Consider the following 14,091-nt stretch of genomic DNA (forward strand, 5'->3'; position numbering starts at 1 on the left):
CTTCTGGCCGGAGGGCTGCAATCAACTTAGGATAGCATTACCTAACTTTGATCACCGGAGGCTGGAGATGCAGCGCACCCTGCTCGGCGGGAAGATCCATCGGGCCACCGTGACCCAGGCCGACCTGCACTACGTCGGCTCCCTCACGATCGACAAGGTCCTCATGGACGCGGCCGGGCTCGTCGAGGGCGAGCAGGTGCACGTCGTCGACATCGACAACGGGGCACGGCTGGTCACCTACGCCATCGAGGGCGCCCCCGGTTCCGGCGTCATAGGCGTCAACGGGGCGGCCGCCCATCTGGTGTCGCCGGGCGACCTCGTCATCGTCATGTCCTACCGGCAGGTGACGGAAGAGGAGCTCGGCTCGTACGTCCCGTCCGTGGTGCACGTCGACGGGCGCAACCGGATCGTCGCGCTCGGCGCGGACCCGGCCGCCCCGGTGCCCGGAGCGGCCGGGCAGGTCACCGGCCGGTGAGGTAGCCGCCCATGGTGCGGAAGACCTCGGTGGCGGGCAGGTCCGCGCCCTCGTCGGTGCGGACCCGCTCGATCACCAGCCCCCGGCTGCGCCCCCGGCGGGCGTCGGCGCCGGCGACGATGACCACGCCGTCGCCCTCGCGGATGAAGACCCGACCGGGAGTCCCGCCGTAGACGCCCTCCGACACCGACGCCTTCAGCACCCGTACGCGCTCGCCCCGGTAGAAGGTGAAGGCGTTCGGATACGGGTCCGACTGGGCGCGCACCAGCCGCTCGATGTCCTCGGCCGGCCAGGTCCAGTCGATCCGGCTGTCCTCCGGCGAGCGTTTGTGGAAGAAGCTCGCCCTGGACCGGTCCTGGGGGACCGGGACGGCCCGGCCGGTGTCGATCAGCGTGAGCGCGTCCCGCACGATCGGCTCGATCAGCGCGACGGTCCGGTGGAACAGGTCGGTGGCCGTGTCGGACGGTCCGACGGGGACCGCGCGCTGCAGGAGGATGTCGCCGGCGTCCAGCTCCTCGTCCATCAGGTGGGCGGTGACGCCCACCTCCTCCTCGCCGTTGATCAGGGCCCAGATGAGCGGGGAGAAGCCCGCGTAGGCGGGCAGCAGCGAGTCGTGCACGTTCAGCGTGCCGTGGCGGGGCAGCCGGAAGATCTCCGGCGGGATCCAGGTGCGCCAGTTGTTGGCGACGATGATGTCCGGCTCGGCCTCCTTGAGCGCGGTGACGAGCTCGTCGTCGGGCCGGGCGCGCAGCAGCACGGGCACGCCGTGCTCGGCGGCCAGGCCGGCGACGGAGTCGTCCCAGATCTTCTCGTAGGCGTGTTCGCTCTTGGGGTGGGTCACGACGAGCGCCACGTCGTGGCCGGATCCCAGCAGTGCCTGCAACGTGCGGTGTCCCCAGGTCTGGTAGCCGAACATCGCGACCCGCATCTGCGCCTCCTGGTGGGGAGAATCCCTGATTAGGTGAGCCTAACCTAAATAAGGTCGGTCAAGGAGGGCAGTTTTCCGAGCCCTGCTCGGAGTTTCCGACGCCTTCCTGGTGGGAGGACTATGCGGTTGGGAGCGCTCCCAACCGTCGTCCTAACAGAAGCGCAGATGGCGGTGAAAAGGTTGACTCGCGTGCTGACGCGAGCCTAGCGTTCCGTTTGGGAGCGATCCCAACGATCTTGCGAGTGGGGCGCGTGGCTGCCCCTTGCTGAACCCCATCACCGGCGAGGAGCGCCCGTTTCGTGGCGCACGGTTCCCTTGGTGACGGGTGTCGTTTCCGCGCTACGAGGAGAATGCGTCATGGCTGTGCTCGGCGTGCTCGAAAACGAGGTCATGCGGTTGTGGTCCGAGATCCTCGGGGTCGAGGTCGCGTCCGCGGACCAGGATTTCTTCGAACTGGGCGGCCAGTCGCTGGCGATGGTCCAGTTCCTGGCCATGGTGGAGAGTGAGTTCCGGATCGAGTTGCCGGTCGAGGTGCTCTTCGTCGACGGGTTGACGGTCGCGGAGGCGGCGCGGGCCATCGAGGAGGGGTCGCGGGCCCAGGCCGCGGCCGGGGAGTCCCCTTGACCACCGTCATCATGGTCACCCACGGCACGCACGGCGACGTCCTGCCGTTCGTGGGTCTTGGACGGATCCTCCGGGAACGCGGGCACCGGGTGGAGATCCTCACGCACGCCCCCTTCGAGGCGGTGGCCCGGCGCGAGGGCCTGGAGTTCACGCCCATCGACACCGAGCGCGAGTACGAGCGATACCTCTCGGACACGCCGATGCTGCTCGGCGCCGGGATGGACCGGTGGCGGCGCTTCTACGACGCCATCGGGCTGTTCGACCAGATCCGGTTCGAGTGCGAGGTGCTCAAGGCCCGTCACGTGCCGGGGGAGACGGTGTTCGTGGGGCGCCACACCACGGCGATCTCGACGCTCTTCGCCGGCGAGGTGCTGGACGTGCCCACCGCGTGGGTGGCCGTGACGCCGGTGCAGTACATGTCAGAACGCCCCGCCGTGCACATGTACCGGGAGACCATGAGCGACCGGCTCGACGCGGTGCGGGCGACGCTCGGGCTGGGGCCTGTCGGCGACTGGACGTCCTGGTTCACCTCGGCCCGGCTCCACCTGGGGCTGTGGCCGGAGTGGTTCGACCGGGCGGGGGTCACCGCGCCGTCGCGGGTCCGGCTGACGGGGGCGCCGTACGGCGACGACACCTTCACCGACCCGGTCCCGCCCGAGGCCGAGCGCCTGCTCGACCGCGGCGCGGTGATCGTGACGGGCGGCACCGGCCGCATGATCCACGAGCGGTTCTACGCCGCCGCCGTCGCGGCGTGCGCGGCCGCGGGCGTGCCCGCCCTGGTCGTGGCCAGGCATCGGGACCTGGTGCCCGCCGACCTGCCCCAGGACGTCTCCTGGTTCCCGCACCTGCCCTTCCACCAGGTCATGGGCCGCGCCAGGGCGGTGCTGCACCACGGCGGCATCGGCACCGTGGTCAGGGCGGTGGCCGCGGGGGTCCCGCAGGTCCTGCTGGCGCACGGTTTCGACCGTTCCGACAACGGCATGCGCCTGGCCAGGCTCGGGCTCGGGTCCTGGCTGCCCGAGCGGCGGTGGACGACGGAGGAGATCGTCCCCCTGCTGAACGAGGCGCTGGCCGCCGACGGCCACCGTGAGCGGGTGGCCCCGTACGCGGGGGCGGCGCGGCCGGGGCTGCGGGCGGCCGCCGAGGCCGTCGAAGAACTGCTGCACGTCTGATCCCACCGGAGTTGACCATGTCGAACCGGAGTTGACCATGCCAGTTTTGGGAGCGCTCCCAACCCTTGTCGAATCGTTCGGGCGCCAGGCGGCGAGCACCCCGGACCGGATCGCGCTCGTCGCCGGAGACGAGCGCCTCACCTACGCCGCGCTGGACGAGGCCGTGGACCGGCTGGCCGCCAGGCTCGCCGCCGCCGGGGCCCGCCCCGGCACGCTCGTGGGGATCTGCGCGGCCAAGTCGGCCGCCTGCGTGACGGCGATGCTCGCCGTCCTGCGGACCGGCGCGGCCTACCTGCCGCTCGACCCCGCGCACCCGGCGGCCCGCGTCGAACTCGTCCTGGCGGACTCGCGCGCGGACCTGCTGCTGACCGAGGGTGAGCCGGTCACGACCACGGTGCCGGTGCTCCGGCTGGACGGGGAGCACCCCCCGGCCGCGCCGGTCCCCGCCGCGCCCCCGGACCCCTCGTCCCCGGCGTACGTGATCTACACCTCGGGCTCGACCGGCACGCCCAAAGGGGTGGTGGTGCCGCACCGGGCGCTGGCCAACCTGCTCGCCGGCATGCGCGAACTGGTGGGCTCGACGGCCGGCGACGTCTGGCTCTCGGCCGCCTCCCTCACCTTCGACATGTCCGTGCCCGAGCTCTACCTGCCGCTCGTCACCGGAGGACGGCTGGTCCTCGTCGACCCCAGGACCGCCCTCCTCGGCAAACGGCTCGCCGCGCTGATCGAGCGCGAGGGCGTGACCCACATGCAGGCCACCCCCTCCGGCTGGCGGGTCCTGCTCTACGCCGGGTTCCGCGGCCCTCGGCTGACCGCGCTCGCCGGCGGTGAGGCGCTGCCCGCGGCCCTGGCCGGCGACCTGCGTTCCCGGGTCGGACGGCTCGTCAACATGTACGGCCCGACCGAGGCCGCCGTCTGGGCCACCTCCTGGGAGGTGCCGATCGAGCCGGGGACGGTCTCGATCGGCGACCCGCTCCCCGGCGCCACCGTCCACGTCGTGGACGACGGGCTCGACGAGGTCGGCCAGGGCGAGCTCGCCATCGGCGGCGTCTGCGTGGCCGATGGCTATCTCGGCCGGCCGGCCCTGACCGCCGACCGTTTCGTCCCCGACCCCTACGGCGAGCCGGGCAGCAGGCTGTACCTGACCGGCGACGTGGTGCGGCGCACCGGCGCGGGACTGGAGTACCTGCGCCGGGCCGACACCCAGGTGAAGGTACGCGGCTACCGGGTGGAGCTCGGCGAGGTGGAGGCCGCCATGGACGGCCTGCCCGGCGTGCGGCAGTCCGTGGCGGCCGTGTCCGGCGACGCCCTGGTGGCGTTCGTCGTCGGCGACTGCCCTGACCTGCGCCGCCGGCTGGCCGCGATCCTGCCCGCGTACATGGTGCCGACCAGGGTGATCCCCCTGGACTCCGTGCCGCTCACCCCCAACGGAAAGATCGATCGGCGCGCTCTTGAGGAGAAGATATGAGCGATGTTCTGGTGGTCGTCAACCACGAGGAGCAGTACTCCGTCTGGGCCGCGGGACGGGAGCTGCCTCCCGGCTGGCGGGCCACGGGCTTCGCCGGCACCCGTGAGGAATGCCTGGCGCACATCGAGACCGTGTGGACCGACATGCGTCCCCTCAGCGTGCGCGGCGGGGGGTGAGGCGGCATGGACTCCAACCCTGACGCCGTCATCGTCGGCGCGGGCCTGGCCGGCCCCCTGCTGGCGAGCATGATCGCACGGCGCGGGTACCGGGTCGACCTGGTCGAAGGCCGCCCCGACCCGCGCTCGGCCCGCCACGACAGCGGCCGATCCATCAACCTGGGCATGTCGGCGCGGGCCATCGCGGCGCTGCGCGAGGTGGGCCTGTGGCAGGAGGCGCGGCGGCTGTCCGTGCCGATGCGCGGGCGCATGGTGCACACCGCCGGCGGACGGTCGTCCTTCTACCCGTACGGCAAGGACCCGTCGCAGATCCTGCACTCCATCAGGCGGGACGCGCTGGTCTGCCTGCTGGTCGAGCACGCGGAGAAGCAGCCCGGCGTGCGGCTGCGCTTCGGCACCAGGTGCGTGGCCGTCGACCGGGACGCCGCCGCCGTCACCATGGAGGACGGTAGCAAGCTGACGGCCGGCTTCGTGGTCGGCGCCGACGGCGCCTCCTCGCTCGTCAGGACCGAGATGCAGCGCGGCCTGCCGGCCGGCTTCAGCCGCGAGTACCTCGAATGGGGCTACAAGGAGATCACGATCCGGGCCAGGCCCGACGGCACGCCCGCCGTACCGCTGGAGGCGCTGCACATCTGGCCGGGCGAGCGCGGTCTGGGGGTCGCCCACCCCAACGTCGACAACAGCCTGACCTGCACGCTCTTCCTGCCGCGCGACGAGCCGCCGGACCGGGCGTCCGACGCCTTCCCGCACCTGGCGGAGCTGGTGCCCGACCTCGACGAGCAGGCGTCCGCCGCGCCGATGGGGCACCTCACGACCGTACGCACCGCGCCCTGGCACCACCGGGACACGATGGTCCTCGTCGGCGACGCGGCGCACGCCGTCTACCCCTTCTACGGCCAGGGCATGAACGCCTCGTTCGAGGACTGCCTGGCGCTCGACCGGATGCTGGCCCGGCACCCGCGCGACCGGCAGGCCGCCTTCGCCGCCTACGAGCGGTCCCGCAAGCCGCACACCGACGTGCTGGCCGAGCTGTCCGCGCAGAACTTCCTGGAGCTCCGCGACGGCATGCGCTCCCCGCTGCGGCTGGCCAGGAAGCGCCTCGACCTGCTGCTGCACAAGGCGTTCCCCGGCACCTGGGTGCCGCTCTACACGCTCGTCTCGCACACCACCGTGCCCTACGGCGAGGCGCTGCGGCGCGCTCGCCGCCAGGACCGGGTGGCCGCCGCGCTGACCGTGACCGGGGCGGGCGCGGCCGTCGCAGGCCTGCTCGCCGTGCTCGGGCGCCGCCACGGGAGGACCTCTCGATGATCACACATCCGCACGACGCATCCCTCGTGCTGTTCGACCCGGCCGACGTGGAGGCGGACCCCGCCGCGCACCCTCTGATCGGCGAGTACCGGGCCGACCTGCGGGCCGTCGTCGAATGGGCGCGCGCCTACCTGTGCCGGCCGCACCCGGAGCTGGGCCGGCTCGGGCCGGTGTGCCCGTACGCGCAGGCGTCGCTGGACCGCGGCGCCTTCCGGCTGGCCGTCCAGCCGGGCGGCGGCCACACCGTCGAGTCGTTGAGCGCGCTGCTGGCGCCCTACCGCGACTGGTTCCTCGACCTCGCCCCCCGCAGGATGCCCGCCGCGCGGTCGACGACCATCCTCGTCCTGCTGCCCGGGATGCGTGACGCGCGGGAGGTGATCGACGCCGCGCAGTGCGCGCTCAAGGACGCCTACGTGGGGCACGGCCTGATGATCGGGGAGTTCCACGACGGGCCGCCGGACAAGGCGGGGCTGTGGAACCCCGGCTTCCGCCCGCTGCGCAGCCCGGTGCCGATGCTGGTGATCAGGCACATGGTGCCGACCGACCTGCCGTTCCTGATCTCCGAGGAGGCGCACCTGGCCGCCTACCGGGATCTGTTCGGTGAGCAGGTGCCCGGGCACCTGCGGGACCTGGTGGCCAAGTCATGACCGGCACGAGCTTCCCCCTGACGCCCGCCCAGGAACGACTCTGGTTCCTGCACCAGGCCGGGCACGACCCGTCCGGCTACCACGTCTGGGGCGGGCACCGGTTACGCGGACCCCTGGACGCCGGCGGCCTGGGCCGGGCGCTGAACCGCCTGGCCGCCAGGCACGAGGCGCTGCGCACCGGGCTGGCCGACACCGGGGACGGGCGCCCTATCCAGATCGTGAGCGACGCGGCCGAGGTGGACCTGGAGGTCGTGGAGGTCCAGGACGAGGCCGCGGCGCACGCGGCGTGCGACACGTTCGTGGCCCGGCCGTTCGCGCTCGGCCGGGCGCCGCTCATGCGGGCGCTGCTCCTCCGGCTCGCGCCGGACGACCACGTGCTCGTCCTCTGCCTGCACCACACGATCTGCGACGGGCGCTCGCTGCAGGTCCTCTTCACCGAGCTGTACGGGATGCTGGCGGGGACCTTCGAGCCCGCCGAGCCCGCCGTCCCGTTCTCGGAGTACGTCGCCCGGCTCCGCGGGGGCAGCCGGGAGCGGGCCCAGGCGGCGCGCGACTACTGGCGTACCCGGCTGGCCGGCGCGCCCTCCCTGCTGGGCCTGCCCACCGACCGGCCCCGTCCCGCCGTACCGAGCGGGCGCGGCGCGCAGCATCGCTGGACCCTGCCCGAGCACCTGCGCGCCGGCCTGGTGGACGGCGCGCGCAGGACCAGGACGACGGTGTTCGCCATGGTCCTGGCGGCCCTGGGGGTCACCCTCGGCCGATGCGCCGACCAGGACGACATCGTGGTCGGCTGCCCGATGGACGGCCGGTCCGGGCGGGACGGCGGGACGGTCGGCATGTTCGCCAACACCGTCGCGCTGCGGCTCGACCTCGGCGGCGACCCGGCCGTGACGGACCTGCTGCGGCAGTGCAGGCGGACCGTGGCCGAGGCGCTCGCCCACGGCGGCACGCCGTTCGACGAGGTGGTGGAACTCGCCGGAGGCCGCCGCGACCTCAGCCACAACCCGCTCTTCCAGGTCATGCTCGTCATGGACCACCTGGACGGCCCGCCCCGGACCGCGGGTGACCTCCTCGTCGAACACTGGGAGCTGCCCGCGCCCGAGGCCCGCTTCGACCTCACCCTGTTCGTCACCGTGGGCGACGACATCGAGCTGTACCTGGACTACGCGGCCGACCTCTTCGACGCCGACACGGCGGCGACCCTGGCACACCACCTCACCACCGCCCTCGAAGCCCTCACCGGCGACCCGTCCCTCCCCCTGAGCCACATCCCCTTCACCACCACCCCAACCGGAACGACCGGGGCCGCCTCCGCCGTTCCGGTCCCGGGGCTGGTTTCCGGGGAGGACGGTCCGACCGGGGCCGCCTCGGTGCCGTCCGGGGTGCAGACCGTCATCCCGCGGCTGTCCCGGGCGGGGCACCCCGCTCTGGGGGGCGGGTCATCCGGGGTGGCGGGCGAAGGTTCCGCCGAGTCAGCGCACCCCGTTCCGGAGGGTGGGGCGTCTGCGGCCGGATCCTCCGTTCCGGCCGATGGGTTGTCTGTGGCGGGGTGTGTCGCATCCTCCGAGGTGCCGGCCGGGGGCTGGGCCGGGGTGGCGGAGCTGGTTGTGCGTCAGGCTGAGCGGGGTCCGGATCGGGTCGCGGTCATGGCCGCGGGGGAGCGGTTGACGTACGGCGGGCTGGTCGCGCGGGCGCGGGAGGTGGCGGAGCGGTTGGGGCCGCTCAGCGGAGACCCTGACGCGCGTCCGGTCGTCGGGGTGTCGCTCCCGGCGGGGCCGGACGGGATCGCCGCGGTCCTCGGTGTGCTGCTCGCCGGGGCCGCGTACCTGCCGCTCGACCCCGGCCATCCGCCCGCCCGTGTCACGCACCTGCTGCGGCGGGCACAGGCTGTCGCGGTGATCGCGCCGTCCGTCAGGCTCGCCGAGCTGGACGAATTCCCGGGAGCGAAACTGCCGGTCACCGACCAGACAGGACCGAGCGGCGAGTTCGTGACAGGCCGGACGCGTCGGGTCGGTCCGGGACGTCTTGAGGGCGGGATCACAGGCGAGGTACGTCCCGGCTCCGCGGACCTGGTGGGTGCTGCCGTGCGGCCGGGGGATCCGGCGTATGTGATCTTCACGTCCGGGTCGACGGGGGCGCCCAAGGGGGTCGTGGTGTCGCACGGCACCGTCGCGGAGTTCACCCGCTCGTTCGCCGACGTGCACGGCTTCGGCCCGGAGCACCGGGTGCTGATGCTTCCGCCGCTCACCTTCGACGCCTCCGTGGGAGACCTGTTCCCCGTGCTCACCACCGGCGGCACCCTGGTCGTCCATCCGGAGCCCGCCCGGCTGGACGGCGCGGAGCTCGTACGGTTCTGCGCCGAGTACGGCGTGACCGCCGTCGACGCGCCCGTGGCGTTGTGGCGGCGCTGGGTCACCGACCTGGCCGAGCCGGGCGTACCCGAGAGCTGGCCGGTCGAGATCATGATGGTCGGCGGCGAGCAGGTGCCGGTCGAGGACGCGCGCACCTGGCAGCGGGTGACACGCGGCAGGTGCGCCCTGTTCAACCACTACGGCCCCACCGAGGCCACCGTCTGCGCCACTGTGCACCGGATCGGCGGCACGGACGAGCTCGGCGACCTGGGCCGGGTGCCGATCGGCGCGCCGCTGCCGCACGTGCGCGCCCGCGTCCTGGACCGGTCGGGGCGCGCGGTGCCGACCGGCGGGGTGGGCGAGCTGCACCTGGGCGGAGCCGGCCTGGCCGACGGGTACGCGGGCGAGCCGGCGCTGACCGCGGCGGCCTTCGTGCCCGACCCCGACGGGCCCGCCGGGGCGCGCCTGTACCATACGGGCGACCTGGCACGGGTACGGCCGGACGGCGCGCTCGAGTTCCTGGGCCGCCGCGACCGCCAGGTGAAGATCCGCGGCCACCGGATCGAACCGGCCGAGGTCGAGCACGCCATCATGGAGCATCCGGACGTCACCGACAGCGCGGTCGTCGTCTCGGGGGACCGCCTCGTCGCCTACGCGGCGACCCGCACGCCGGACCTGACGCCGGGCGCGCTCCGCGAGTTCCTGCGCGAACGGCTGCCCGGATACCTGGTGCCCGGGGCCTTCGTGCCGGTCGCCGCCATCGCGCGCACCACGCACGGGAAGGTGGACCAGGCGGCCCTGCCGCCCCCGCCAGGACCGGCGGGCGAGGCGCCCGCGACCGCCACCGAGTCGGCGCTGGCCGCGGTGTGGCAGCGGGTCATCGGCGTGCCCGACGTGCGCAGGTCGGACAACTTCTTCGAGGTGGGCGGGCACTCGTTGCTCGCCGGCCGGGTGGTGGCCGAGATCAGGCGCGAGCTCGGCGCCGACGTGTCCCTGCGCGCGGTCCTGGAGACGGCCGACCTGGCCGAGCTCGCCGCCGCCGTGGAGCGCGGCGCCGACCGGGAGCATCTCGACCTCGAACCGCTCGCCGTCCTGCCGCCCGACCTCGCCGTGCGGCCCACGCTCCCGTCTCCGGTACGGCGCGGCTCGGCCATCCTGCTGACCGGCGCCACCGGGTTCCTCGGCGCCCACCTCATCGGCGAGCTCCTGGCCCGCACCGATGCCGAGATCATCTGCCTGGTCAGGGCCGGCGACGAGCACCGGGCCGGGGAGCGGGTGCTGGCCAACCTGCGGGCGTACGGGCTCGACGCCCCGCCGGGCAGGCTGCGCGGGCTGCCTGGCGATCTGGGCTCGTCCCGGTTCGGCCTGGACCGGGAGCGGTTCGGCGAGCTGGCCCGCGAGGTGGAGGTGATCTGCCACAACGGCGGTCAGGTGAACTTCTACGAGAGCTTCCACCGCATGCTGCCGGTCAACGTCGGCGGCACGGTCGAGGCCCTGCGGCTGGCCGGGCTCGGCGGCGCCCGCCTGCACGTCGTCTCCACCCTCGGCGTCTTCCTGGGCCTGGCCCACCGGGGCCGGGTGGTGACCGAGGCGACCGCCCCCGACGACCCGGCCGGCCTGGAGACGGGCTACGACCAGAGCAAGTGGGTGGCCGACCGGCTGGCGCGCCGGGCCAGGGACGAAGGGCTGCCGGTCGTGGTGCACCGGCCCGCGCGGGTCAGCGGGCACAGCGCGACCGGCCTGGGCAACCCGGGCGACTACTTCAGCCGCCTGCTGGCCACGTGCGTCCGCCTGCGCATGGTGCCCGACCTGCCGATAGAGGAGGACCTGGCACCGGTGGACCATGTCGCCGCGGGCATGGCCCACCTGATCACCGACCCCGCGACGGCCGGCGACTTCCACTACTTCAACGGCGCGACGATCTCCTACCGGGAGATCGCCGAGGCGCTCGGCGCGGACTGCGTACCGTGGGACACCTGGCGGCGCGAAGCCGCCGGCCTGGGCGCGGACAGCCCGTTCGCGCCGTTCGCGCCGGTGCTGTCCGCGGCGGACCCGCAGTTCCGGCGGCCCGTCTTCGACTGCGGGCGCACTGAGCGGGCCCTGGCCCGCGCCGGGCTCGCGTGCCCGCCCGCCGACGGCGCGCTCATCAGGCGCTACGCCGGCCGCCTGGCCGAGGTGGTGCACGCATGAACATCGTCAGGTTCGCGCTCATCTGGACGGCGTCGCTGCTGTCGTCCGTCGGCTCCAGCCTCACCACCTTCGTCCTGGGCGTCTGGGTGTACCAGACCACCGGCTCGCCGACGGAGTTCGCGCTGGTCGTGCTCAGCGGCATGCTCCCGGGCATCCTCATCGGGCCGTTCGCCGGGCTGGTCGTCGACCGGTTCGACCGGCGCAAGGTGATGATCCTCACCGACTGCCTGGCGGCCGTGTCCACGGCCGCCGTCGGCTTCCTGATCTGGGCGGACGGGCTGGCCGTGTGGCACGTCGCCCTGGCCGGAGCCGTCAGCGGCGCGTGCGGCGTCTTCCACCTGACCGCCTACCAGGCCATGACGCCGCTGCTGATCCCCGAACGTCACCTGGGCCGCGCCAACGGGCTCATGCACCTGTCCAGCGGCATCCAGATCGCCGCGCCCGTCCTCGGGGCCACGCTCCTGGCCACCGTGGGCATGGCCGGGGTGGTGGCGATCGACCTGAGCACCTTCGGCGTGGCGATGCTGGCCCTGCTGCTGATCCGGCTGCCCGCCGCGGTGCTGCGGCCCAACGTGGCCGCCGAGCGACCCGCCGTGCTGGAGGACCTCGGGGCCGGGTGGCGCCACCTGCGGTCCCGGACGGGACTGACCGCGCTGGTGGCCGCGCTGACCGGCTTCAACTTCACCTTCGCCGTCGCGGGGGTGCTGGTGCAGCCGCTGATCCTGTCGTTCGCCGGGCCCGGGGTGCTGGGCGTGCTGATGTTCGCCGGAGGCGCGGGCATGCTCGCGGGCGGCCTCGTCATGGGAGCCTGGGGCGGGCCCCGCCGGAAGATCGGCGGGATGACGGCGTTCATGGCGCTCGGCGGCGTCTTCCTCGTGCTGCACACGGTGAGCCCGTCGCCGCTGCTGGTGGGGGTGGCCGCCGCCGGGTTCCTGTTCACGCTGCCCGTGGTGAACGGCTGCGCGCACGCCGTGCTGCAGAGCCGCGTCGATCCGGCCCTGCTGGGGCGCGCCATGGGCACCGTGCACACGCTCGGCTCGGCCGCCGTCCCCGTCGGTTACCTGCTGGCCGCGCCCGTGGCCGAACACCTGCTGAACCCGGCGCTGCTGCCCGGCGGGGCCCTCGCCGGCAGCGCGGGTCTGATCGTCGGCGTCGGCGAGGGACGCGGGATCGCCCTCGTGCTGCTCCTCGACGGGCTGCTCCTGCTGACCCTGGCCGGCGTCCTGGCCGCGCTCCCCGCCCTGCGCCGCCTGGACCGCCGGCCCGTCCCGGTCCCCGTCGCCTGAGAAATCCCGGGAGCCGCCCGGACCCCGGGAGCCGCCGGTTTCCCGGGAGCCGCCCGGACCCGGGAGCCGCCCGGACCCGGGAGCCGCCCGGACCCGGGAGCCGCCCGGACCTGGGAGCCGCCGTTCCCGGGAGCCGCCGAGAATCGCCTGAGAGGAATCGCATGCCGGTCGACCTGCCGCCCGACGAGGTGGACGCCTTCCGCAGGGGTGACGCCCCGGCGCCGATGCTGGACCTGATCGGCCTGATGGCCTGCCACGCCGTCGGGGCCGCGCGCTCGCTGGGTGTGTTCGACGCGCTCGCGGCCGGGCCGTCGACGACGGACGAGCTCGCGGCCGCCGTCGGCGCCGACCCGACGGGGCTCGACCAGTTGCTCGGCGTCCTCCGTACCACCGGATACGTGCGCCGCCACGAGGGCCGGCACGCCAACACGCCCGCCACCGCGGCGTGGCTCTGCTCCGGCTCGCCCACCGACTACGGGCGCATCCTCGGGCTGTGGCAGGCCATCGTCGAGGAGCGGTGGGCCGGTCTCGCCGGCGCGGTGCGCTCGGGGACCCCCGCGGGGGGCTTCTACGACTGGCTCGCAGGCCGCCCCGACCTGTCCGCCGCCTTCCACGACCTGCAACGCGGGCTCGCCGAGTGGCTGGCGGACGAGGTCGTCTCGCTGGTGCCGCTGCCGGAGGGCGCCAAGAGCCTGCTCGACCTGGGCGGCGGCCACGGGGCGTACGCCGCGGCGTTCTGCCGGGCCCACCCCGGGCTGTCGGGCACGATCGTCGACGGCGCCGTCACGGACGGCTCCGACGGGAGGTTGACCTGGCGGGCCGGCGACCTGCTCACCGCCGATCTGCCCGGTGAGCAGGACGTGACCGTGCTCTTCAACGTGCTGCACGGGTTCGCCGCGCGGGACGCGGCCGCGCTCGTCGCCAGGGCGGCGGGCACGCTGCGGGCGGGAGGGCTGCTGGTCGTCCTGGAGAGCATGCCCGAGCCCTCGGGCACCGCCGCCGACCTGGCCTTCGCCGCCGGGTTCTCGCTCAACCTGTGGCACACGCAAGGCGGCGCCCTGCACCCGGCGGAGACGATCCGCGGCTGGCTGGAGGCGGCGGGATGCGCCCCCGGTGCCTGGACGGAGCTCACCCGCTCGCCGTCGCACGCCCTCGTGATCGCGACCACGTAAGCGCCCGGGGCTCGCCGTCACGTCGTCGTTGGGGATGAGCGACAACCGGGCCGCCGCGACGCGCGGGACCGCGCCGACCAGCTCAGGGCCGAGATGGTCGACGCGGTCAAGTGCTTCCACGACACTCCGGTGCTCCGGATGGACTGGTCATCCTCAAGCCCGGCGCGTGCGGGCTACCGGTAGGTGATGTCGGACGAGGAGTACAGGCAGTTGACGCCGTCGGCGCCTTCGCCGATCTTGGTGGGCTCGCTGCCCTTGGGCACGCCGCGGTACTTCTCGCAGATCGTGGCGCTG

At 73.9% G+C, this 14,091-nt stretch carries 11 protein-coding genes; 10 read left to right on the forward strand and 1 reads right to left on the reverse strand.

Translation table 11 applies throughout. The annotated features are described in order from the left end of the window. The first annotated feature begins 67 nt into the window (after window positions 1-67). Window positions 68-475, forward strand: coding sequence for an aspartate 1-decarboxylase (gene panD, locus ABD999_RS16365; RefSeq protein WP_271279399.1), 408 nt, complete (start codon window positions 68-70; stop codon window positions 473-475). Here panD and ABD999_RS16370 read toward each other — a convergent pair. Further along, window positions 462-1,403, reverse strand: coding sequence for a methionyl-tRNA formyltransferase (locus tag ABD999_RS16370; RefSeq protein ID WP_271279398.1), 942 nt, complete (start codon window positions 1,401-1,403; stop codon window positions 462-464). The genes panD and ABD999_RS16370 overlap by 14 nt on opposite strands. Before the next feature lie 357 nt (window positions 1,404-1,760). Here ABD999_RS16370 and ABD999_RS16375 point away from each other — a divergent pair, with 357 nt between their 5' ends. The 9 genes from ABD999_RS16375 to ABD999_RS16415 all read left to right on the forward strand — a co-directional run bounded on the left by ABD999_RS16375 (window position 1,761) and on the right by ABD999_RS16415 (window position 13,797). Beyond that, window positions 1,761-2,027, forward strand: coding sequence for a phosphopantetheine-binding protein (locus tag ABD999_RS16375; protein ID WP_148033135.1), 267 nt, complete (start codon window positions 1,761-1,763; stop codon window positions 2,025-2,027). Further along, a complete protein-coding gene (locus tag ABD999_RS16380) occupies window positions 2,024-3,199 on the forward strand; it encodes a glycosyltransferase (RefSeq protein WP_271279397.1) in 1,176 nt (391 codons plus the stop codon). Before ABD999_RS16375 ends, ABD999_RS16380 begins: the two co-directional genes overlap by 4 nt. Window positions 3,200-3,236: 37 nt before the next feature. After that, entirely contained in the window at window positions 3,237-4,667 is a 1,431-nt protein-coding gene (locus ABD999_RS16385) for an amino acid adenylation domain-containing protein (protein WP_271279396.1), read from the forward strand. Continuing rightward, the gene (locus tag ABD999_RS16390) at window positions 4,664-4,843 is read left to right on the forward strand and encodes an MbtH family protein (RefSeq protein ID WP_148033132.1); all 180 of its coding nucleotides are present in this window, start codon (window positions 4,664-4,666) and stop codon (window positions 4,841-4,843) included. Before ABD999_RS16385 ends, ABD999_RS16390 begins: the two co-directional genes overlap by 4 nt. 6 nt (window positions 4,844-4,849) lie before the next feature. After that, window positions 4,850-6,151: an FAD-dependent oxidoreductase gene (locus tag ABD999_RS16395; protein ID WP_271279395.1), complete on the forward strand. Its 1,302-nt coding sequence runs from the start codon at window positions 4,850-4,852 to the stop codon at window positions 6,149-6,151. After that, complete coding sequence (locus ABD999_RS16400; RefSeq protein WP_271279394.1) at window positions 6,148-6,798, forward strand: DUF6875 domain-containing protein; 651 nt, start codon at window positions 6,148-6,150, stop codon at window positions 6,796-6,798. Before ABD999_RS16395 ends, ABD999_RS16400 begins: the two co-directional genes overlap by 4 nt. After that, window positions 6,795-11,339 carry a non-ribosomal peptide synthetase gene (locus ABD999_RS16405; RefSeq protein WP_271279393.1) on the forward strand — a complete coding sequence of 1,515 codons (4,545 nt, stop codon included), beginning with the start codon at window positions 6,795-6,797 and terminating at the stop codon, window positions 11,337-11,339. The genes ABD999_RS16400 and ABD999_RS16405 overlap by 4 nt, the downstream gene beginning before the upstream one ends. After that, complete coding sequence (locus tag ABD999_RS16410; protein ID WP_271279392.1) at window positions 11,336-12,625, forward strand: MFS transporter; 1,290 nt, start codon at window positions 11,336-11,338, stop codon at window positions 12,623-12,625. Before ABD999_RS16405 ends, ABD999_RS16410 begins: the two co-directional genes overlap by 4 nt. Before the next feature lie 161 nt (window positions 12,626-12,786). Then, the gene (locus ABD999_RS16415) at window positions 12,787-13,797 is read left to right on the forward strand and encodes a methyltransferase (protein ID WP_271279391.1); all 1,011 of its coding nucleotides are present in this window, start codon (window positions 12,787-12,789) and stop codon (window positions 13,795-13,797) included. Window positions 13,798-14,091 lie beyond the last annotated feature (294 nt).

Source organism: Nonomuraea ferruginea, assembly GCF_039540635.1.
Taxonomy (GTDB): Bacteria; Actinomycetota; Actinomycetes; order Streptosporangiales; family Streptosporangiaceae; genus Nonomuraea; species Nonomuraea ferruginea.

Coding starts and splice junctions, on each gene's coding strand:
- ABD999_RS16415 (WP_271279391.1), top strand. CDS start 12,787: ATGCCGGTCGACCTGCCGCCCGACGAGGTGGACGCCTTCCGCAGGGGT.
- ABD999_RS16400 (WP_271279394.1), top strand. CDS start 6,148: ATGATCACACATCCGCACGACGCATCCCTCGTGCTGTTCGACCCGGCC.
- ABD999_RS16370 (WP_271279398.1), bottom strand. CDS start 1,403: ATGCGGGTCGCGATGTTCGGCTACCAGACCTGGGGACACCGCACGTTG.
- panD (WP_271279399.1), top strand. CDS start 68: ATGCAGCGCACCCTGCTCGGCGGGAAGATCCATCGGGCCACCGTGACC.
- ABD999_RS16390 (WP_148033132.1), top strand. CDS start 4,664: ATGAGCGATGTTCTGGTGGTCGTCAACCACGAGGAGCAGTACTCCGTC.
- ABD999_RS16395 (WP_271279395.1), top strand. CDS start 4,850: ATGGACTCCAACCCTGACGCCGTCATCGTCGGCGCGGGCCTGGCCGGC.
- ABD999_RS16410 (WP_271279392.1), top strand. CDS start 11,336: ATGAACATCGTCAGGTTCGCGCTCATCTGGACGGCGTCGCTGCTGTCG.
- ABD999_RS16405 (WP_271279393.1), top strand. CDS start 6,795: ATGACCGGCACGAGCTTCCCCCTGACGCCCGCCCAGGAACGACTCTGG.
- ABD999_RS16385 (WP_271279396.1), top strand. CDS start 3,237: ATGCCAGTTTTGGGAGCGCTCCCAACCCTTGTCGAATCGTTCGGGCGC.
- ABD999_RS16375 (WP_148033135.1), top strand. CDS start 1,761: ATGGCTGTGCTCGGCGTGCTCGAAAACGAGGTCATGCGGTTGTGGTCC.